13 protein-coding genes are annotated in these 19,504 nt (G+C 55.0%); 3 read left to right on the forward strand and 10 right to left on the reverse strand.

Annotated features, from left to right (window positions below):
• Positions 1 to 37: 37 nt before the first annotated feature.
• Together ACL2XJ_RS04600 and ACL2XJ_RS04605 are read right to left on the reverse strand one after the other, a co-directional pair.
• On the reverse strand, positions 38 to 1,102 hold the full coding sequence (locus ACL2XJ_RS04600; protein WP_413725787.1) for an NAD(P)-dependent alcohol dehydrogenase: 1,065 nt from the start codon (positions 1,100 to 1,102) through the stop codon (positions 38 to 40).
• Between the two features lie 95 nt (positions 1,103 to 1,197).
• Positions 1,198 to 5,562: a hypothetical protein gene (locus tag ACL2XJ_RS04605; RefSeq protein WP_413725788.1), complete on the reverse strand. Its 4,365-nt coding sequence runs from the start codon at positions 5,560 to 5,562 to the stop codon at positions 1,198 to 1,200.
• Between the two features lie 405 nt (positions 5,563 to 5,967).
• Between ACL2XJ_RS04605 and ACL2XJ_RS04610 the strand changes: the two genes are divergently transcribed.
• Entirely contained in the window at positions 5,968 to 6,465 is a 498-nt protein-coding gene (locus tag ACL2XJ_RS04610) for a thiol-disulfide oxidoreductase DCC family protein (protein ID WP_203520803.1), read from the forward strand.
• A 9-nt stretch (positions 6,466 to 6,474) separates the two neighbouring features.
• Here the strand turns inward: ACL2XJ_RS04610 and ACL2XJ_RS04615 are convergent, their stop codons facing one another.
• From ACL2XJ_RS04615 to ACL2XJ_RS04645, 7 genes are all read right to left on the reverse strand, one after another.
• Positions 6,475 to 7,443 (reverse strand): MBL fold metallo-hydrolase, encoded by a 969-nt coding sequence (locus ACL2XJ_RS04615; protein WP_413725789.1) that lies wholly within the window; start codon positions 7,441 to 7,443, stop codon positions 6,475 to 6,477.
• Between the two features lie 150 nt (positions 7,444 to 7,593).
• A complete protein-coding gene (locus tag ACL2XJ_RS04620; RefSeq protein ID WP_413725790.1) occupies positions 7,594 to 9,129 on the reverse strand; it encodes an HAL/PAL/TAL family ammonia-lyase in 1,536 nt (511 codons plus the stop codon).
• Between the two features lie 25 nt (positions 9,130 to 9,154).
• Entirely contained in the window at positions 9,155 to 9,931 is a 777-nt protein-coding gene (locus tag ACL2XJ_RS04625; protein WP_132925156.1) for an ABC transporter ATP-binding protein, read from the reverse strand.
• The gene (locus ACL2XJ_RS04630; protein ID WP_132925154.1) at positions 9,928 to 10,662 is read right to left on the reverse strand and encodes an ABC transporter permease; all 735 of its coding nucleotides are present in this window, start codon (positions 10,660 to 10,662) and stop codon (positions 9,928 to 9,930) included. The genes ACL2XJ_RS04625 and ACL2XJ_RS04630 overlap by 4 nt, the downstream gene beginning before the upstream one ends.
• A gap of 27 nt (positions 10,663 to 10,689) precedes the next feature.
• The gene (locus ACL2XJ_RS04635) at positions 10,690 to 11,406 is read right to left on the reverse strand and encodes an ABC transporter permease (protein WP_132925152.1); all 717 of its coding nucleotides are present in this window, start codon (positions 11,404 to 11,406) and stop codon (positions 10,690 to 10,692) included.
• A gap of 81 nt (positions 11,407 to 11,487) precedes the next feature.
• On the reverse strand, positions 11,488 to 12,318 hold the full coding sequence (locus ACL2XJ_RS04640) for a transporter substrate-binding domain-containing protein (RefSeq protein WP_413726848.1): 831 nt from the start codon (positions 12,316 to 12,318) through the stop codon (positions 11,488 to 11,490).
• A gap of 439 nt (positions 12,319 to 12,757) precedes the next feature.
• Positions 12,758 to 14,410: a glucan biosynthesis protein D gene (locus ACL2XJ_RS04645; protein WP_132925148.1), complete on the reverse strand. Its 1,653-nt coding sequence runs from the start codon at positions 14,408 to 14,410 to the stop codon at positions 12,758 to 12,760.
• Positions 14,411 to 14,717: 307 nt separating this feature from the next.
• Here ACL2XJ_RS04645 and ACL2XJ_RS04650 point away from each other — a divergent pair, with 307 nt between their 5' ends.
• Entirely contained in the window at positions 14,718 to 15,266 is a 549-nt protein-coding gene (locus ACL2XJ_RS04650) for an N-acetyltransferase family protein (RefSeq protein WP_341785751.1), read from the forward strand.
• A gap of 84 nt (positions 15,267 to 15,350) precedes the next feature.
• On the opposite strand, the gene ACL2XJ_RS04655 is transcribed toward ACL2XJ_RS04650, so the two are convergent.
• Positions 15,351 to 17,804: a DUF3772 domain-containing protein gene (locus ACL2XJ_RS04655; protein WP_413725791.1), complete on the reverse strand. Its 2,454-nt coding sequence runs from the start codon at positions 17,802 to 17,804 to the stop codon at positions 15,351 to 15,353.
• Between the two features lie 331 nt (positions 17,805 to 18,135).
• Between ACL2XJ_RS04655 and ACL2XJ_RS04660 the strand changes: the two genes are divergently transcribed.
• Positions 18,136 to 19,425, forward strand: coding sequence for a DUF445 domain-containing protein (locus ACL2XJ_RS04660; RefSeq protein ID WP_413725792.1), 1,290 nt, complete (start codon positions 18,136 to 18,138; stop codon positions 19,423 to 19,425).
• Positions 19,426 to 19,504 lie beyond the last annotated feature (79 nt).

A 19,504-nucleotide genomic window follows, 5' to 3' on the forward strand; every position in this document is an offset into this window, starting at 1 on the left:
GCAACGAGCCCGTTAAAAGGAGAGTGTGTTCCGTCCGTTATGCCGCTTCTTTTTTCAGCGACGCCATATCAATCACAAACCGGTATTTCACGTCGCTCTTCAGCATCCGTTCATAAGCTTGGTTGATATATTGAATATCAATCACTTCCACATCGCAGGTAATGCCTTTTTCGGCGCAAAAATCCAGCATTTCCTGAGTCTCCGGCAGACCGCCGATCAACGATCCGGCCACCGACTTGCGGCCCATGATAAGCGGCACGGTGCTGACCGCGGGATTCAGCGCCCCCACTAATCCCACCAGCACCAAGGTCCCGTCGAGATTCAAAGTCGAGAGATAGGGATTCACATCATGCTCATAGGGCACGGTATCGATAATCAGATCAAAATGATCCGCCACATCCTTCATTTGATCCGGGTTAGTAGACAATACCACCCCATCAGCACCCAGCCGGCGGGCTTCGTCTTCCTTACCCGGTGAACGGGTGAACAAAGTCACCTCCGCTCCCATGCCCTTCGCCAGCTTAAGCGCCATATGGCCCAAGCCGCCGAGGCCGACAACCGCGACTTTACTGCCTTTTTTCACATCCCAATGACGCAACGGCGAATAGGTGGTGATACCGGCGCACAGAAGAGGCGCTGCCGATTTGGCATCCAGATTGTCCGGTATCCGCAGAACGAAATCTTCAGACACGACGATCTTTTCCGAATAGCCGCCGTAGGTCGGCGTGCCGTCATGGCGGTCCTTATCATTATAGGTTTGGGTCGCCACTTCTTTACAGTACTGCTCCAGCCCCTGTTCACAAGAGCTGCAATGCCGGCAGGAGTCCACCAGACACCCTACCCCCACAGTGTCCCCGACCTTGAATTTTTTCACGCCGGCGCCGACGCTCACCACTTTGCCGATGATCTCGTGTCCCGGCACCACCGGGAAAACACTAAAGCCCCAGTCATTGCGGGCCTGATGGAGATCGGAATGACAAACGCCGCAGTAGAGGATATCGATGACGACATCATCCTGCCGGGGATCGCGCCAGTCGATGGAATACGTTGCCAGCGCGGAACTCGCGGTTTGCGCCGCATAACCCAAAATTTTAAAGGACATGTTTTTCTCCACATTTTTGCAGACATAATCTCATACGCTTGCCGCTAAATGGCGGGAAACGTTATGCCGAAAGAGTAAATAATAGTCCGTTTTACCTAGGGATTCTGGATAAAATTAACGCCTACCGGCAAGTTGGCCGGCCGGCCCGGTATATTGGTATCACTGGCATCAATTTCCTTCATCGATGGGGGAAAGCTTCCAGGTAACCGGGCGATGGGATTGCGGTTTATGAAGAGGATTTGCAGTGCTCCGGGCAACGCTTCCGGCATCGTTGAAACAAAATTATTAGTGAGCTGAAGGGTCTTTAATCCGTGAGGCAAATTTGGCAACACCACTTCGATAAGGTTATGATTTAAAACTAATACTTTCAAGCCTGGCGGTAAATAGGGCGGTGTTGAAACCAGCAAATTTCCTGATGCGTATAATTTACTTAATTTCGGAGGCAAATAGGGAGGAAAAAAGGTTAATAAATTTTTCGAGGCATATAATTTTTCTAAGCGCGGCGGAAGTAAAAAAGGCAACTCCACTATTCGATTACCGGTAATATCAAGGGTTTTCAATCTTTTTGGCAACATGGGCGGCAAAGAGACAAAATGATTGCTTGCAATGTCCAAAAAGGTTATTTTAGGCGGCAGCTCGACCGGCAGGCTCAGCAGCTGGTTGTTGCGAACCTCCAGCCACAACATCCCATCCGGCAGATCCGGCAGCGCCCTCAACTGGTTATTATTAGCGGATAAACGGGTGAGCGATTTCGGCAGCGGCAGCGGCAGCTGATATATATTGTTATCGCTGACGTCCAGAAAAGACAAACAGTCCGGCAGAACCGGCAGTGAAGTCAGCATATTATGGCTTAAATCAAGAAAAACCAGCCGCTGAGATAAAGACGAGGGGATCTGAGTAAGAAAATTATGACTGGCATCCAGCATAGACAGCCTGGCAGGAATAGGGGTCGGTAGCTGGGAAAAGAAATTGGTGCTGATATCCAGGCTTAGTATATTGTCCGATAATGGCTGCGTCACACCAGACAAGCGGTTGCCGCCGAGATCAAGATTGATAACATCATCTGGTAAAATCGCGGGCAAATCGGATAGAAAAAGGTCTCTCAGGATAAGCTGAGGGTGTAGCCCGTCGAAATAGATGTTCAGCCTTTCCCATGCCAGCCACCTCTTTTCCGCCGGCAAGGATTGAGCCAGCCATGAGCCCCACGCACGAGCATATCGTTGTTGTAACGATGCCAACCTTTCTGCCGCAAACGCTCTTAAACTGGCGGCCCGAATGGGTTCGTTTACATGGGGAGGGAAAGCGCGAAGCAAATTTTGTATAGGACCGATATCCAGTTTTTGAATGATTTCACGTTGCAGTTCAGATGATAAGGTAAACAATAAGTTATATTCATACATTCCCGCCGCCCTCATCACATTTTGCGCCGCCCCGGTCAACTCTCCCGCCGGACTGACATAATCCGACCAGACATTTTCGCTTAACCCAAAGTGAGTTAAAAATTCTTGCCTTCCCAGCGGACTGAGACTATGTGCATTTTCCACCCAGCGCAGTATGTGATCTATCTTTACTGGAGGCGATTTTTGCAAGGGCGGTCTTCCCCTTCTGCGCTGGACGGCCATCCGCGAGGCGGCACGGCCGGCGCCCCGGCCGCTTAACCCCGACTCAAGGATATTTTTCAGGCGCTGCGCCATGGGTTTGGGCACCGTATGCAACATCCCCATGGAATCACGCGTATATTTCTTGCCAAAAACATTGCCCGTGACGAGGTCGACTTGTGCATAAACCGGCTGCCGCTTATATTTTGCCCCCTGCAGTTTTTTCACCTGCACATCCTTATCTATCCCCGGCAGGCGGCCGGTTTCAATATACTTAGCGGAAATCAGGGGTTCACGTTGATGCAATAATACCGCCTCCAAATCAGGCAGCACTTTTTTCCAGGCCGGAATTATTTCTTTTAGCAGGCGGCCCGCCGCAGTCATCTGGCGAAGTGCATGGGTACCGATTATGCCCGCCGATTCCACGCCGGGATCAACGCTTCTGAGCAACGTCACTCCCAATTGGATAAATGCTTTTTTATTCAGTTCCCCGGCTGCCGTAACCACCCCGTGGCGAACAAATTCCCTGCTAGCCTGGCGTATGGCGGTCCTTAGCGTTTCGCGAGCCACAAGGGAGCCCATGGCGGACCGATATGCCATTATTCCCCCCTTGAAACCTTGCTGGGCAAAACGGGAGGCCAGTCCCAAGCCCTGCCCGGCCATCGGTACCAACAGAATCATGTCCAAGGCGCAGGAAATAGGCGCATCATTTTCTTGATTAACAATGCCGCTGATGCAGTTATAAAAGGGAATCAACGATAATAGGAATCTTTGCGCCTTTTCCCCGGTCGTTTCTTCATATCCCTGCTCATGTAGCTGATGAAGGAAATTATTCCGATGTTTTTGTATAAGCCGGCCGGCCAATTGTTCAAGCGGCTCCGCCGCGCTTTTCAAAAGCTCTCGTTCATTGTTATCGTAGACTCGCAATTTATATTCTTTATTCCGACGAACCTGTATGCTGTCAGCCATCAATTCATAATATAATTTTTCATCATAATCTACACGATTCAATTCATACCTTTCGCCCATATATTGCAATGCATAAATTCTTTTATTTCCATATTGGGAAGCGGCAAACAAATCGACATTAAGCGATAAAGGGACGGTGTGGGCGCGCCGGGGTAAAACCCGTACCGCTATTTGATACCGAATCTCATCAAACGCCGAAAAATCCGCTGATGCCTTATAAATTGTCGCCGTTCGCAAAAAGTCAACTTCATCCCGCGGCAGCTGTTCAAAGGCTAATGCGACCATCAACATATCCACCACTGCAAATTTTGCCGCGATGTTTTCATTCTGTTCCTTGAACAGCAGCTCGGCATCGGCATTTTCAAGAACGGAGGGACGCAGTCCGCCCTGGCAAAGGGGGCCGACGGCCTTTTCATTCAGGGCCGTCCGGTTATTGTCCACCATGACGTCCGACGTTGATAGCATTTCTCTTATCTGGGTACGGGTACGAAAATTTCCAAGAGCCTGGCTGAATTGGTTAAAGGGACTTTCTTCCACCTTTTGCCGTTCACTGGCGGCAAAAAAGGCCTCTAGAGCCATTTCATTCCCTTCCACGGAGCGGAAAATTTTTTCCATCGACAGTTCCCCGCTCTGCTCGGCCTGTTGCTTGATATACAAAAGCTTGGCGGGGAGTAAAAACAGACTCACAAGTTCCGCTTCAATCACCCCTTCCCGCAACATATCTTCTAAAGAACGACCAAGTTGAATCAGTTCATCGATAGAAATTTGGCTGATATCTTTTTCCGTACGTCGGGCAATAAGCAGACCGACATGCAAAAATCCCCAGTCCACGGTGCCTGCATGGAGATTGTGATTATCCATATCTTCATGTCTTAACGCCAAACAAGGCAACTCCATAAAAAGAACTTCATGGATAAGATAGTTTTGGGCGGTTTTATCAAAAGAATATACTTCTTCAATACGCTCCGCCGCCCCCTCCTTGGACATACCAATTTTGCCTAAAATATATGAAAAAAGAATGTCGTTTGACAATTTTACCGGCTGCCGACCGCTGCAACCATTATTCAACACGGTCTGAGCGATAACCCGGCCGATAAATTCGCCGAGGCTATATTTGAATAACAGCTGACTAAGCCAGTGTCTTGTGATGCCGTATTGTTGCTCGAGGCTTAATTTTTCATTCTCATGGGCGCCATACTCTCCTGAATCTTTCACCAAAAAAGATGAAAGAGACTCTAACCCATCGGGACAGCTAATAATATAAAGAATTGTTTTGTCAATAATGCTTTCAACGTCATTTTTGATATTTTCCTTAAAATATTTTTCCAGAAATCGTATACTCTTTTTGGTCAGCTGGAACACTGGATTTTTTTTCCGATCTTCCTGGTATTTTTTGCCCCGTTTCGTCCTGCCGGAGGTTGGAGATTCGATGTCTGATACGGATTCAGCTGACAATGCCAGGGTGGAATTCGGCTTGACCAATCGTGTTGAAGCGTAAATACCTGTGGATTTACCCGTAGCAGCGCCGCGATTGCGCCGGCCTGCACGCTGAAAAAATGATGAATGATGATCGGCGGTAATAGCGCCGACATCGCTGTAGGCTGACGGCAACAAGGAATACCGCGTTTTAGCCAGGCCAGCCAGGTTACGGGTCTTCGCGGTCTTGACCGCTTGCGATCGGACCAAGGCCTCGCCGGTCGTCAGTGAAATATTGGAAATCATTAATATTGATTGCAGTATCAATAACGCTCTCGCCCTTTTGGCTGCGTCTCCAGGGTTTTTTGACAGATCGTACAGCATGTTTTGCTGAGCAACCTGATTGATGCTTTTTTTATTAATAGTAGCATGATAATTACCGACATGATTTCTATATAACTGTTGAGATATTGGCATAGGCAACTCCGATGAATAATATATAGACTTAGACTGATAAATTTACTGGGATGCACACAATCAAGGCGAACCAAGAATGCAGATTTTACACAAAAGCAGTTGTTTTATTAAATAATACAGAGCAGCCTAAAATAAATATTCATTTACCAGCCGTAATTCGAAAGCTGATTTAAGCTCAACAGCTTATATAATCCGTAAATAAAAGCACATTTAGTTATGTTTTTTGGTCAGCTCGCCTCCGTTCAAAATGATTTTTGGCCGGCTATTAACAATGTGACCCCGATCCCTACATTTTCGTTAAGATAGATTATGCTGAAAATACTTTATATTCAAAAAGGTACCCCACCTGCCACTTCGGGTGATTTTATTGGCGACAGGTAAATAGGTCTTGAGGAGGGTGGTTATATGCAAAATGCCAAACGCAAATCTACCGTGCCGCCGCTTTATCTAATCCGTAATGAACGCCTCACGCCGCCACCGCATCTGCTGGCGGGTGAACGGGTGCTGTTATTCGATGGCGAATGCGTCCTGTGCCGGCGATTGGTGCAAACGCTTATCCGCGCCGACTGGAGAAAAAAGATCCATCTCGCGACGGTGCAATCAAAGCCGGGAAAGGATCTGTTACGTTGGTCGGGATTGTCCGATGAAAACTTTAATACTATCGCCTACATTGCCGACGGCCAGGTTTCCATTCGCTCAGACGCTTTTTTCGAGGCGTTGATCCAGCTTGGCTGGCCGTGGCGCGCACTGCGAATCTTGCGGTTTTTACCCCGGAAACTGCGCGACGGAATGTATAACCATGTCGCCCGCAACCGCTATCGCTGGTTCGGTAAACTGCCTGCCGGCACCCTGCCGCCGGATGACGGACAGGGACGTCGCTACCTGGACGGCGGGCGGCAATAAATTTCCCTTTCAGCGCACCTCGCCGAAGCCCACCGGCGTCCAGCGGTAGCCCTGGCTGCCGTCGGCGCGCAGATAACCGATGCCGGGGAAGGTGATGTGGGCGCCGGCAATCAGGGTTTTTTGACGGACCACCTGTTTTAGCAGCGCCTGCCGGGTTTTAATCGCCAGGGCGCTATTGGAATCAAAGCCGATACCCAGTTCGGGATGGGCAAACTGCAGCGCCGAGTAGTGGACGATATCCCCCCAGAACAATATGCTCTGACCGTTTCGCTCCAGCATAAACCCGCTGTGGCCCGGCGTATGGCCTGGCAACGCCACTGCTTTCAGGCCGGGCAGCAGGTCTTTATCGTAGCTGAAACTGTGCAGTCTGCCCGCCGTCTCATAGGGCGCAAGGATATCCCTGGCGCGCTGGAAGGCGGCCTGCTGATCGCTGGGCGCACCGTCGAGATTGGCCTGGGAAAGCCAGTAATCCACTTCCGGTTTCGACGCCCATACCGCGGCATTGGGAAACGCCGGCTGTCCGTTGTCGGTCACCAGCCCGCCGATATGATCGCGGTGCATATGGGTCAGCAAAATCATATCCACCTGCTCCGGTCGGTAGCCGGCGGCTTTCAGATTGGCCATGGCCTGGCCGAACCCCGGTCCCAACAGCTTGCCGCCGCCGCTGTCGATGAGGATCAGGTGGTCGCCGGTATTAATGAGAAAGCTGTTAACCGAGCCGTTCACTACTTTGGGAGCGTCGCCGTCCACGGCGGCCACCTCTCGTTGCAGCGTTTCGGGGGCTGCATTTTTGAATAAGGTTAAGGGAAATGTCGAACTGCCGTCATACAGGGCGGTAACCTGGGCGCCGCCCACCATGATTTTGAAATAGCCCGGCGCCTGGTTTTTCACCAGCGGTATGGAGGCTGTGTCGGCATCGGGGGCCAGCACAACGGCAGCCATGAGGACAGCGGCGCGGGTAAGGCTTTTTATCGTCATTTCTTTTCTCCGGCGAAGTCGTGGATCGGATGACAATCAGGAAATGTCGCTTGCTTACGGACTTATTGACACAATGACCGGTCGGGATGAACCTGTATGTCAGCAGTCTAATCAATAGTTTCCTGAACCGCACCCCCTTTATCGCCCGGATCAGACCTCCGCGGCGCTTTCTTCCGCCAGCAGTCTTGCCAAGAGATTTTGACCGGTTATCAGCCGAGCCGCGGTACCGATATCCGGCGCCAGCCAGCGATCCGCCGTATAGGGCGCGACCTGCTCGCGCAGCAGCGACCAGGCGCGGACCGTGCCGTCGCCGCACTTTTCCGGCCCGATAAATTCCAGCGCCTGCGCCGCCAGAAGGTATTCTATAGAGAGTATCTGCGCAAGATTTTGCAAAGCGCGATCCAGCTTCAGCGCCGCGCCGGTGCCCATGCTCAGATGATCCTCCTGCAAGCCGGAGGTCACGAAATTATCCACCACCGCCGGCTGCGCCAGTTGGCGGTTCTCACCCGTCAGGGCGGCCGCGACGTATTGCGTTATCATCATGCCGGAATTCACGCCGGGCTCACTGACCAGGAACGGCGGCAAACCGCTCACCAGCGGATTCACCAGCCGATCGATACGCCGTTCCGCCACGCCGCTCAATTCAGCCACCGCCACCGCCAGCAAATCGGCGGCCATCGCCACCGATTCACCGTGAGGATTGGCCTGGGATACCACGCGAAATTGATCCGGCGTGCCAAGTACCAGCGGGTTATCGGTGGCGGAATTCAGCTCGATGCCGATATGCCGCGCGGCATGGTCTATCTGATCCCGGCAGGCGCCGTGAATTTGTGGTATTGAGCGCAGGCTGAGCGCATCCTGGGTGCGCAGGTTGGCGCTTTCAGCAATATTTTTACTGTGCCGAATCATAAGACGCAGATGCCCGCCCACTTTCTGCATGCCGGGGTGGGGTTTTAAGGCCAGGATTTCCGCATCGAAGGCATTGGCCTGCCCCCGCAGGGCCTCGAAGCTCATGGCGCCGATAACATCGGCCCAATCCGCCAGACGCACCATATCATCCAGCGCCAGGCTGCTCAGGCCGGTCATACAAGGCGTGCCGTTCACCAGGCACAGGCCGTCCTTCGCCCCGAGCTCCGGCGGCGTAACCCCCGCCGCCGCCAGCGCTTCGGCGGCGGCGCAGCGCTGGCCGTCATAATCCACTTCACCTATGCCCATCAGCCCCAGGCCGATATGGGCCATATGGGTCAAATACCCCACCGAACCCTGGGACGGCACCAGGGGGGTAATATGGTGATTGAGCAGATCCAACAGCCCCGCCACCACGTCGCGCCCGATGCCGGACTTACCCTGGCTGTAGTTGGCGATGGCGGCGCAGATAATGGCGCGTGCCTGTTCGCTTCGCAGCGCCGGACCGACGCCGCAGGCGTGGCTCATCAAGGTATTGCGGGACAGCGCGGCCAGTTGGTCCTCCCGCAGCGCCACATTGCATAACGCGCCCAGACCGGTATTGATCCCGTAGGCGCGTTCGCCGGACGCCACTACTCGATGGACGATGGCGCGGGCGTTATCGATACGTCCCCAGGCGGTCTCCGACAACGCCAGCGCCGCACCGCCGCGGGCCACGGCGGTGAGATCGCGCCAGCTTAGCGGCCCGTCTCCATAAACGATTGTTTTGGTTGATGACATGAAAACTCCTGTTGCCCCACGCCCGCTAATGATGGCTGGAGATAAATTGCCGGAAGCGCTCGGATTCATGGTGGGTAAACAGCGCCTCAGGCGTGCCCTGCGCCTCGATATACCCCTGATGCATAAACACCACCCGGTTCGATACGCCGCGGGCAAAGCCCATTTCATGGGTGACCACCAGCATGGTCCTGCCCTCTTCCGCCAGGGCGCGCATCACTTTCAGTACCTCCCCCACCAGTTCGGGATCCAGGGCCGAGGTGGGCTCGTCAAACAGCATCACTTCCGGATCCATCGCCAGCGCCCGGGCAATGGCGACGCGCTGCTGCTGCCCCCCGGACAGCTGCGACGGGTAATACTCCCGCCGGTCGTACAGTCCCACTTTCGCCAGCAGACGTTCGGCCTGCTCCAGGCACTCTTTGCGGGATTTTTTCAATACGTGCAGCGGGCCTTCCATCACGTTTTGCATGGCGGTCATATGCGACCAAAGATTGAAGCTTTGGAACACCATGCCCAGCCGGGCGCGGATGCTGTCAATCTGGCGCCGGTCGGCGGGAAACTGCCGACCCGACGGGTGGCGCTTCATCCGGATGGTTTCGCCGCCGATGGCTACCGTGCCTTCGTCGGGTATCTCCAGCAAATTGATGCAGCGCAGAAAGGTGCTTTTACCTGAGCCGCTGGCGCCCAGTATGGAAATAACTTCTCCTTGCCGGGCATCCAGCGAAATGCCTTTCAGCACCTGCTGATCGCCGAAAGATTTACGGATATCAATCATCGACAGGGTAATGGGGGCGGGTTTGTTCATTCTCTCTCCCTAAGCAGGGTGTCACTGTTGTCGGCCAACGCGGGGCGAGGACGTAAATGATGGGACAGCCGTTTTTCCCAGGCGGCGAACAAGCGCACCAGGATGAAGTTCAGCAGCAGATAAATCACCGCGGCACAGACAAATACCTCCATCGTCCTATAGGTACGCTGGATAATCTGCTGCGCGACGCCGGTGACGTCCCAGACGGTAACCAAACTGGCCAGCGCGGTGGACTTCACCAGCAAAATCGCTTCGGTGGAGTAGGCCGGCAGCGCATAGCGCAGGGCAATGGGGCCGATAATCCGACGCACCAGTACCCAGCGCGACATGCCGTTGGCCAATCCGGCTTCAATTTGCCCGTGAGGAATGGACAGCAGGCCGCCGCGGATAATCTCGGCGGTATAGCCGGCGGTGCACAACGCCAGCGCCAGCACCGCACAGGAATAAGGGGAGCGCAATACCGGCCAGAACAGGCTTTCACGTACCAGGGAGAACTGCCCCAGCCCGTAATAAAGCAGGAACATCTGGATCAACAGCGGCGAGCCGCGAAACACCATCATATAGCCGCGGGCAAAATAGCTCAGCACCGGATAACGGCTGACGCGCAGCGTCACTATCACCAGCGACAGCAGGCCGCCGAGGATAAATGAGCAGATAAACAGCCCAAGCGTAGTGGGCAGCGCCGCCAGAAGCTTGAGCATGGTATCGCTGAGAAAGGCAATATCAATCATAATCGGGTCCCCGCGCTGGACAAGGGCTTAACGGGAAGCAAAAGGCGTTTTTCCTGAGCGGCCAAGACGTTTCTCCGCGCTGCTGATCAAGGGATTGGAAAGACCGGTCAACACCAGATAACACAGGCCGCCGATAATATAGAAAGTGAAATACTGCCTGGTAGACCCCGCGGCCACCTGGCTGGCGCGCATCAGCTCGACGATGCCGGTTACAGACACCAGCGCCGAATCCTTCAGGCTCATTTGCCAGACGTTCGCCAGGCCCGGCAGCGAATAACGTAGCACCTGCGGCAGCAGGATCCGCCGCAGCACACAGGCTTTGGTCATCCCCATAGCGTAAGCGGCTTCCAGCTCCCCCGGCGATACCGCCATGACCGCGCCGCGATAAACTTCCCCCTGATAAGCGCCGGAAATCATGCCGATTGCCAGAGCGCCGATGAGAAACGCCGGCACTTCAATATAGCCGTCCGCGCCGAAGAACCGACCGATCACGGTCAAAAAACCAGAACCGCCGAAGTAAAAAAGATAAATAATCAGCAATTCCGGTATTCCGCGGAAAATCACCGAATAGCCGTCGCCGAAAAAACGCCACAACCGCCGGCGGGACAGCTTTGCGCCGGCCACCCAGGCGCCGAACACAGACCCCACCAGCAGCGCGGCAAAGGTCAGGCCCAGGGTGGTCAGAGCGGCCAACAGCATCATGCCGCTCCAGCCATCACTCGAAAATCCCAGCATCTCCAACATGTTCACCACCCCTATTGCTGTTACCGCTGAATCACCCCGGCAGGGAACTATCGATTTTCGCCCCGGACCATCATGGGATCTTTACGGCGTCACATCGGTTTTAAACCATTTTTCGCTGAGTCGTTTCACCGTTCCGTCCGCCATGGCGGTTTTAATCGCCCCATCGAACTTGGCTTTTAAATCCTGATCGCTTTTACGTATCCCCAGCGCTTCCCCCTGCCCCCAGACCGGCCCGGCGATTTTCGGGCCGTCAAAACCCAGATCCTTGTTCTCCGGCCGGGACATGATTGACGTAAAGAAGGTCACGTCATCAAATACCGCATCGATACGCCCCGCCTGCAAATCGAGAATAGCGTCCGCCGACGCGTTATATTCCCGCACCGTGGCGATATCCTTAAAATATTGGTCGATAAACGGCGTGTATACGGTGCCGGAAGCAATACCGATGGTTTTGCCTTTCAGCGCGGCGCGTAATCCGGCAATGGCGGGATTAATGGAGGCGGGATCGTTGGTGAGCTTGATAATGGCTTTATCACCGGTGGTTTCCGGCAATATCTTGCCGCCCACCGAGACAAAGCTGGCGGCGGTGGCGGCATAGGGCACCGTAAAGTCGATAACCTTCTGACGGTCCGGAGTGATAACGATGGCATCCATCAGCACATCGAATTTACCCGCCTGCAGACCGGCTATCATGCCGTCCCAGTTTTGCACCACCAGCTTGCACTGCATCTGCATCCGTTCACAGAGTATCGTCATGAGTTCAGGTTCAAAGCCGCTCAGCTTGCCGCCGGGCAGCGTCAGGTTCCAGGGCTCGTAGCTGCCTTCGGTGGCAATGGTAACGGATTTCCACTCTTTACCCTGCGCCGGCAGGGCCGCAAGAAATGCCGCCCCCAAAACGCCAGCCACTAACATACCGGTAAATCGATGATGATATTTCATAGCGCGGATTCCCCGTAAAAAGTTTGATTATGTACATGTATATACAAGACCAAGCAATTAAAGGGCCAACACCGCAGGGAAGTTTAAGAAAGATTGTACCGGCGTTTCAGCGCCGGCCAACGGGATAACACAACGCATTGTCATGCGCGACGAGACAAGACGCCCTCATTTTGGTGCAGCGGCAAAATCCTCCGGCACCAATTTGAGGCAATAAACCGCTAATGCAACGCTGGCGCTCAGGCTTGCCATCACAGAAGCTGAACCGGGCGTGTTAAAGGGAGAGCGTGCCGATGGGGTCGAAGCGGGCGTGGTTTTACCGCCCGCCGGAGCGCCCCATGGCGCGCTAGACCCGCCATCACTGAAGCTGAACCGGACGTGTTAAAGGGGGACCGCAGCGCATCCGGCGCTTCCTTCAGCTCATCTGCCGATCGTCAACATAGCGGCGCTTATCCGGCGGCGGCGGAAAATACTGGTACAGCCAGGTTTCGCTCAAGGCGGTAACACCGGTGCGCAAAAACATCCGCAGCTCCACCGGATCCGTCTTATCGCTGTCAGGGATCCAGTCAAACAGAATACGATAGCCGTCCATCGGTTCCACAAACAGTATTTCGATATTATCTATCTTGCCTGCAGAGGCATTGATAACCGGCTCAATACCCTTCGGCGCCGCCGCTTTAATGTCGCCGCCGACAAAATCGACGGCAAAACGGCGCGCCCAACTCGCCGGATAATGCTCCCCTGGCGCCCAGCCTTCCGGAAAGCCGCCCATACCGGTACGAGTCGCCATGACCCGCGCCATCCCACTGACCACCGGCGGCTCGCCGCTCCAGTAGAGACGATAGCGATAGGTATACTCCCGACCCGCAACGATAGGTTCGGCCGGCTGCCAAAAACACACAATGTTATCCAGGGTCTCGCCGGTGGTGGGAATTTCCATCAGATTCACCGTACCTTTGCCCCAGTTGCCCACCGGCTCAACCCACAGGCTGGGCCGCTTATTATACCAGCCGATAACATCCTGATAATCGTTGAAATCATGATCAAGCTGCAGCAGGCCGAACCCCTTGGGATTCTCATCCATATAGGCATTAAATTGCAGCTTCTGCGGGTTATTCAACGGCCGGCATATCCATTCGCCGTTGCCGCGCCACATTGCCAGCCGATCGGAATCGTGGATTTGCGGATGAATGGTATCGCAGGTACGCCGTTCGTTGGTGCCGCAGCTGAACATACTGGTAATCGGAGTGATGCCCAGTTGCTTGATGGCGGTACGGGGATGGATATGCTTCTCGATATCCATCACCACCCGCTCGGCCTGGCAATCGATAACAAAACGATAGGCGCCGGTGGCGCTGGGACTGTCGAGCAATGCATAGACGGTAAATACCGTATCCGCGGCTTTCGGCCGATCAAACCAGAAAGCGACAAAATCCGGAAACTCTTCCGGTTGGCCGGCATAGGTATCAATAGCCAGGCCGCGGGCCGACAGCCCGTATTGGTAGGTGCTGTCCACCGCCCTGAAATAGCTGGCGCCGAGAAAAGAGACCACATCGCGCCGGGTAAGCTCCGGGGCTTTGTTCACCTTGAAACCGGCAAACCCCAGATTATCTCGGCCTACCAGCTGCGAGGTATCCACCCCGGCATGGTGGTAATTAAACAGTTCCGGCCGAAAATGAATCTCCCTGGCCTGATGAGACGCGGGATCGACGGAATACATCCGCACCCGCCGTTTGAACCCCATGCCGACATGGAACAAATGTACATCAAGCTGGCGACCCGCTATATCGTGCCAGAGAGAATGACTGGCATCGTATTGGATATCGTTGTAAGCCTGCGGCGTCAGCTCCGCCAGGGTTTTGGGCAGCTCCGCCGGCGGGCCGCCGAAAGGCTGGCGGGACAAATCCGCCGCCATGGATTGCAAAAGGGAGAAATCGAACGGAGTGGCGCTGCCGTCGGCAATTTCCCCGGCGGCCAGCGCCGAACGCATAAATAACGCCGCCGAACCGGTCGTGCCGCAGTAGGCGGCCAGCGCGAGTGATGCTTTGATAAACTTTCTTCGTTCCATGCCGGAAAAGGTTCCTGTGCTGGCAATGTTTTGATCCCATGGAGCCGGTTACCGGTCGGCGGCACACTTTACAGCACAGCGGGCACGGCACTCCAGTGCGATTCGAAATTGTTCCCCAACGGCTCGGCCACAAGGCCGGGCGCCAATGGCAACCTGAAGAGTTTACTGCAATATCCGGTAACTGCAACGGCATCGACTCTGCGAAACGGCATTCTCCGGGTTTTACGGCGGACACTCGATGCGGCGCTACCGACGTGGACAATTCTCCTTTATGATTAATATTCACTATTTTTTCGGGATAAAAAACGTGTCCGTTTCAGAGATAGTCATTGGCGATGCCGCCGAGGCAGAGGTAGCCGCCATACGGGATATTTACGCCTGGCATGTGATTAACGGAATCGCGTCCTTCGAGACCGAGCCGCCAAGTCTGGCGGAGATGCTGGCACGGCGCGCATCGGTGTTGGAAAAAGGCTTGCCCTGGCTGACGGCGAAACGAGACGGTCAGGTGCTGGGTTATTGCTATCTGGGCTTATACCGCACGCGCTACGCCTACCGGTTTACCGTGGAGGACTCGGTATATGTCCATCCTGATTGGGGCGGACAAGGCATAGGCTCCCTGCTGTTATCCCAGGCCATCGGACGGGCGGAACGGGGCGGCTGGCGCCAGATGCTGGCCATTATCGGCAACAGCGAAAACAGGGGGTCCATCCGGTTGCATGAGAAGCTCGGTTTCAGCCAAACCGGCATTATGACCGCGGTGGGATTCAAGCACGGCCGCTGGGTAGACACGCTATTAATGCAGCGTCCGCTGGGCGAAGGCCAAACCACCCTGCCCGAGCGCCCCACGGCGCGGTAAGCCCGCGATCACCGAACGTGCAACGGGCGTGTTAAAGGGAGACCGTGCCGATGGGGCACGGCACAGCCTATGCCAACCCGCTGATTACCGTTCGGTTTGGTCAGGGGCCTCCACCGGCGGCGACGGCATCGGGGAGTTCTCAAAGATCATCTTCTGCGGCATTGACAGCGCGATGCCCGCCTCCCGCAGGCGTTTGAGAATCTCGAACAGCAAATCGCTTTTTACATTGGCGACAATCCGCGGGCTGTTGACAAACCCCGTCACGCTCAGCACGATTCCATTGGAGCTCAACTGGCTGAAGGTTACCGACGGCGCCGGGGCGGCCAGGATCGACTCATGATCGCGATAAGTTTCCAGCAACAGATTGCGCACCTGCTCGGGATCGATATCCAGCGGGAAGGTCAGCAGGATGGTGGCCACGCCCTGAGCATTGCCCATGGTGGCGTTACGCACATTTTGCGAGATAAACTGCGAGTTAGGCACGATTACCGTGGACCGATCCCCCAGCTGAATTTCCGTGGCCCGCACATTGATGCGCCGGATATCCCCCTCAATACCGCTGATGGTAATCAGGTCCCCCACTTTCACCGGGCGTTCAATCAACAGTATCAGCCCGGAGATGAAATTCTTCACAATCTCCTGCAGGCCGAAACCGATGCCCACCGATAAGGCGCTGACTATCCAGGCCAGATTGTTCCACTGAATGCCCAGGGTCGACAATGTCAGCAGGGTAATCAGGATATACCCGATATTGCTGAACAAAATCACCAGCGAGGCCCGCATGCCGGTTTCCATCTTGGTTTTCGGCAGAAAATCCTTATCCAGCCAGCGCCGCGCCGAGCGCAGGACATAAATGCCGATTGCCAGGAATATCAGGGCGTTCATCACATGGGCCGGGACGATATTCAGCTTTTCAAGTCCCTTGCCGCCCCACATATCCACAGCCTTGTCAAACAGCGCCATCGGCGTGGTGGAACCGAAAGTACCGTTCAGCAAGGCCACCGCCGCCAGCAGAATCAGCACGGTTTTACCGATAGCCGACAAAAGGGTGGCGGCCTGTTCCAAATGCCGGTCGTCAAGGCCCAGGGAGTGTTTGATGCGCTGCCCCACTACCGTATGGGGTGAAAACAGGCTGTCGCACAGATCCACCACCAAATGTATCAGCAGATAAAGGCAGGAGAAAATCATGCCCACCCACACCAGTTCATAGGTCAAAAACCGCGCCAGGGCGATATACCCGATCAACAGCGACAGCAGTATCGCAATGGACACCACCGTGGTGCTTAAATGGATTAGGCCGGCCACCGTGGAACGGGCTTCGGGCTGTCCCCCTTCGGCCATCATCTTGCGCCGGACCCGGTTGGTGCGCAGCGCCGCCATGGCGGCGGTTAACGCCACCAGCAGCGATAATATGCCGTTACCGAAAATGGTGGTGGCCAGGCTGGTGCCCACCATGCGGTTCATTTGCTCCACCGCGCCGAAAATCAAGATGAACGCAGCCAGCGTCGGCGGCAGGGATCGCATGGCCAGCGCCACCGGGTCGGCGATGGTGGGCAAACGCCAGGTCGGACGCTGGTTGGACAAAAATGCCCGTCCCAGACCCGCGATAAGACCGGAAAACAGCGCCAGACGAAAGAGCTCATCGGCGTAATCCTGCACCTGCTGCGACACATCGGGATGGCGGATGAACAGCATATAGATCAGCTGGGCTCCCACCCCTACCGACAGTACCGTGGCCAGTGCCGTGGCGCAGGCCAGGAAGCTGCGCCGCAGACGGCCCTCAGGCAAGACATTGATACTGAACCATCCCAGCGGCTTGTCCAACAGGCGGGAACCGAACGCCCAGATGAGCAAGGCCAGCGCCAAAAATATCCCGGAACCCACTCGCCATCCCGGTTCCCAGGCCGCCAGCCAGGCGTCTTGAACGTCTTGGAAAAAATCATCCAGCCGCTGCTTGTCTTCGGACTGGGTTTGAAACAAAGGCGACCAGAAACCGGGGGAAAGAATGCTGCCGGAGTTCAGCGCCATCTGGGTACGCAGGGCGTTACGGCGGATATCGACGATTTGCGCCGCGAGGGTGGCCGCGCTCTTGCTGATGGCTTTGGCATGTTCCACCTGCGCGTCCACCAGGGTCTTATGGGCGTTCAATGCGGTACGCTGCTGGGCGACGACGGCGGTTTCCGGCATTGCCCCGGCGGCCGGCGGCGGCCCGAGAATAGCGAGCTGCGCCTGGATCTGGGCCTGCTCCGGCTGCAGGGCGGTGGCCAGCGCATCGGCGTCCGCGGCCAGCTTCAAGGTGTCGTCATTCAGTTCCCGCAATTGATTATCCATGGTGGCGGCGGAGACTTTCTGCTTCATGCCGTCGAGCTGTTTTTGCAGCTTGACCAGCTCGGCGGCGGCATTGATTTTAACCGGCGCGGCCGGAGCGCCGGTGGACGTTTGATCGGCGGCCACGGCGGGAATAACAGGGGAAAGCGCCGCCGCTAAAAACGCCAGCAGCAGCCAGGCGGGAAATAGAATCCGTAAAAGTTTATACATAGAATAATTAATTCCGAAAATCAACGATATCAAGGCCGCTATGCCGGATAATCCTATCCTGCCCATAACCGAGCAACAATTGTTTTACCCACCAGACCTGCCGGCTAAAAACCGCCCTGCCGGAGGCGATCGGCTAATATTACACTTATTCATAAAAAACGTTACACCAACTCTACCTTTTACGTTAAAGGCTAGTTAACAGACTCATAGTAATGGTATTCATCATTAACAAAAGAGATTATCGTCATGGGCGATCGCCGACGATATTTTATGGGAAATTACCGGCACACGCGTTAAGACTTCTCTTGAACACGCCGACAATTGATACGTTATGACTAAACAAACAGAACTGAAAAAAATTAAACGGGTGGCCCTGCTGTTATTGACCGGCGCGGCGATGATATTTATCGTAACCCTGTTTATACCGCCCGGTTTTTGGCGCGATGGACTCAAGGCGGTTGCCGAGGCATCAATGGTGGGCGCCATGGCCGACTGGTTTGCCGTCGTTGCCCTGTTCAGACGCGTACCGATCCCGTTTATCGCCGCCCATACCGCCATTATCCCCCGAAATAAAAATAAAATCGCCGATAACCTGGGCATCTTCATACAGGAGAAATTCCTCGATACCTCGTCCCTGGTGGAGCTTATCAGACGTCAGGATCCGGCGCGGACTATTGCCGGCTGGTTGGCAGAGCCCGACAATGCCCACCGGCTGGGGCGCCAGATCCTGCAATTGATGCGCGGCTTTCTCGACTTTACCGACGATCGGCGCATCCAGGCTTTTATCCGCAGCGCCCTTGATGCCGTTATTGATAAGATCGATCTGTCCGCTTCCGTCGGCGCCATTCTGGACAGTCTGACCAAAGACGGCCGGCATCAGGATTTGCTGGACGCCGGACTGCGCCAGCTGGTTAAACTGCTGAACAAACCCTCTACCCGCGTCCTTATCGCCGATCAGATAATCCAGTGGCTTAAGCGCGAGCATCCGCTAAAAGAAAAAGTGCTGCCCACGGAATGGCTCGGTGAACACAGCGCCGTCGCCGTGGCCAACGCGGTGAATAGCTGGCTAGATGAGATCAGCCGCGACCGCGGCCATGAGCTGCGCCGGCGTTTCGACCGGCTGGCGCTGAGACTTATCCAGCGGCTCAAGAACGATCCCGCCACCGCCCGCCGGGCCGAGGAAATCAAGCACTACCTGAAAAACGATGCCGTACTGAATACTTACATCAGCGGCTTATGGGACGACATGCGCGGCTGGCTTAAAGAAGATTTGGATCGGCCGGATTCGGTATTGCATGGCAAGGTGACCGAAGCGGGGCTGTGGCTTAGCCAAACGCTGGCGCGGGATGACGGCCTGCGCTCCTCGCTGAACCAGCATCTGGAGCAGGCGGCTTTGCGCATAGCTCCCGACTTCTCGGCATTCCTTACCCAGCATATCAGCGATACGGTGAAAAGCTGGGACGCGCGGGATATGTCGCGGCAAATCGAACTGAATATCGGCAAAGACCTGCAGTTTATCCGCATTAACGGCACGCTGGTGGGGGGGGTTATCGGTTTGATCCTGTATTTGCTGTCGTTCTCGCCCGCTTTGCCGGCCCTATTGCAGCTGTGGCTGCAATAGCCCTGAGAAGGGTTTCTTTTTTTTCTCTATTTTGACAAGCATCTTTTTGTTAAGAATATCTTGAACACCTTTTCGCTGC

The organism is Sodalis sp. RH16, assembly GCF_047324245.1.
Classification (GTDB): Bacteria; Pseudomonadota; Gammaproteobacteria; order Enterobacterales; family Enterobacteriaceae; genus Acerihabitans; species Acerihabitans ligni.

Coding starts and splice junctions, on each gene's coding strand:
- ACL2XJ_RS04600 (WP_413725787.1), bottom strand. CDS start 1,102: ATGTCCTTTAAAATTTTGGGTTATGCGGCGCAAACCGCGAGTTCCGCG.
- ACL2XJ_RS04605 (WP_413725788.1), bottom strand. CDS start 5,562: ATGCCAATATCTCAACAGTTATATAGAAATCATGTCGGTAATTATCAT.
- ACL2XJ_RS04610 (WP_203520803.1), top strand. CDS start 5,968: ATGCAAAATGCCAAACGCAAATCTACCGTGCCGCCGCTTTATCTAATC.
- ACL2XJ_RS04615 (WP_413725789.1), bottom strand. CDS start 7,443: ATGACGATAAAAAGCCTTACCCGCGCCGCTGTCCTCATGGCTGCCGTT.
- ACL2XJ_RS04620 (WP_413725790.1), bottom strand. CDS start 9,129: ATGTCATCAACCAAAACAATCGTTTATGGAGACGGGCCGCTAAGCTGG.
- ACL2XJ_RS04625 (WP_132925156.1), bottom strand. CDS start 9,931: ATGAACAAACCCGCCCCCATTACCCTGTCGATGATTGATATCCGTAAA.
- ACL2XJ_RS04630 (WP_132925154.1), bottom strand. CDS start 10,662: ATGATTGATATTGCCTTTCTCAGCGATACCATGCTCAAGCTTCTGGCG.
- ACL2XJ_RS04635 (WP_132925152.1), bottom strand. CDS start 11,406: ATGTTGGAGATGCTGGGATTTTCGAGTGATGGCTGGAGCGGCATGATG.
- ACL2XJ_RS04640 (WP_413726848.1), bottom strand. CDS start 12,318: ATGTTAGTGGCTGGCGTTTTGGGGGCGGCATTTCTTGCGGCCCTGCCG.
- ACL2XJ_RS04645 (WP_132925148.1), bottom strand. CDS start 14,410: ATGGAACGAAGAAAGTTTATCAAAGCATCACTCGCGCTGGCCGCCTAC.
- ACL2XJ_RS04655 (WP_413725791.1), bottom strand. CDS start 17,804: ATGTATAAACTTTTACGGATTCTATTTCCCGCCTGGCTGCTGCTGGCG.
- ACL2XJ_RS04660 (WP_413725792.1), top strand. CDS start 18,136: ATGACTAAACAAACAGAACTGAAAAAAATTAAACGGGTGGCCCTGCTG.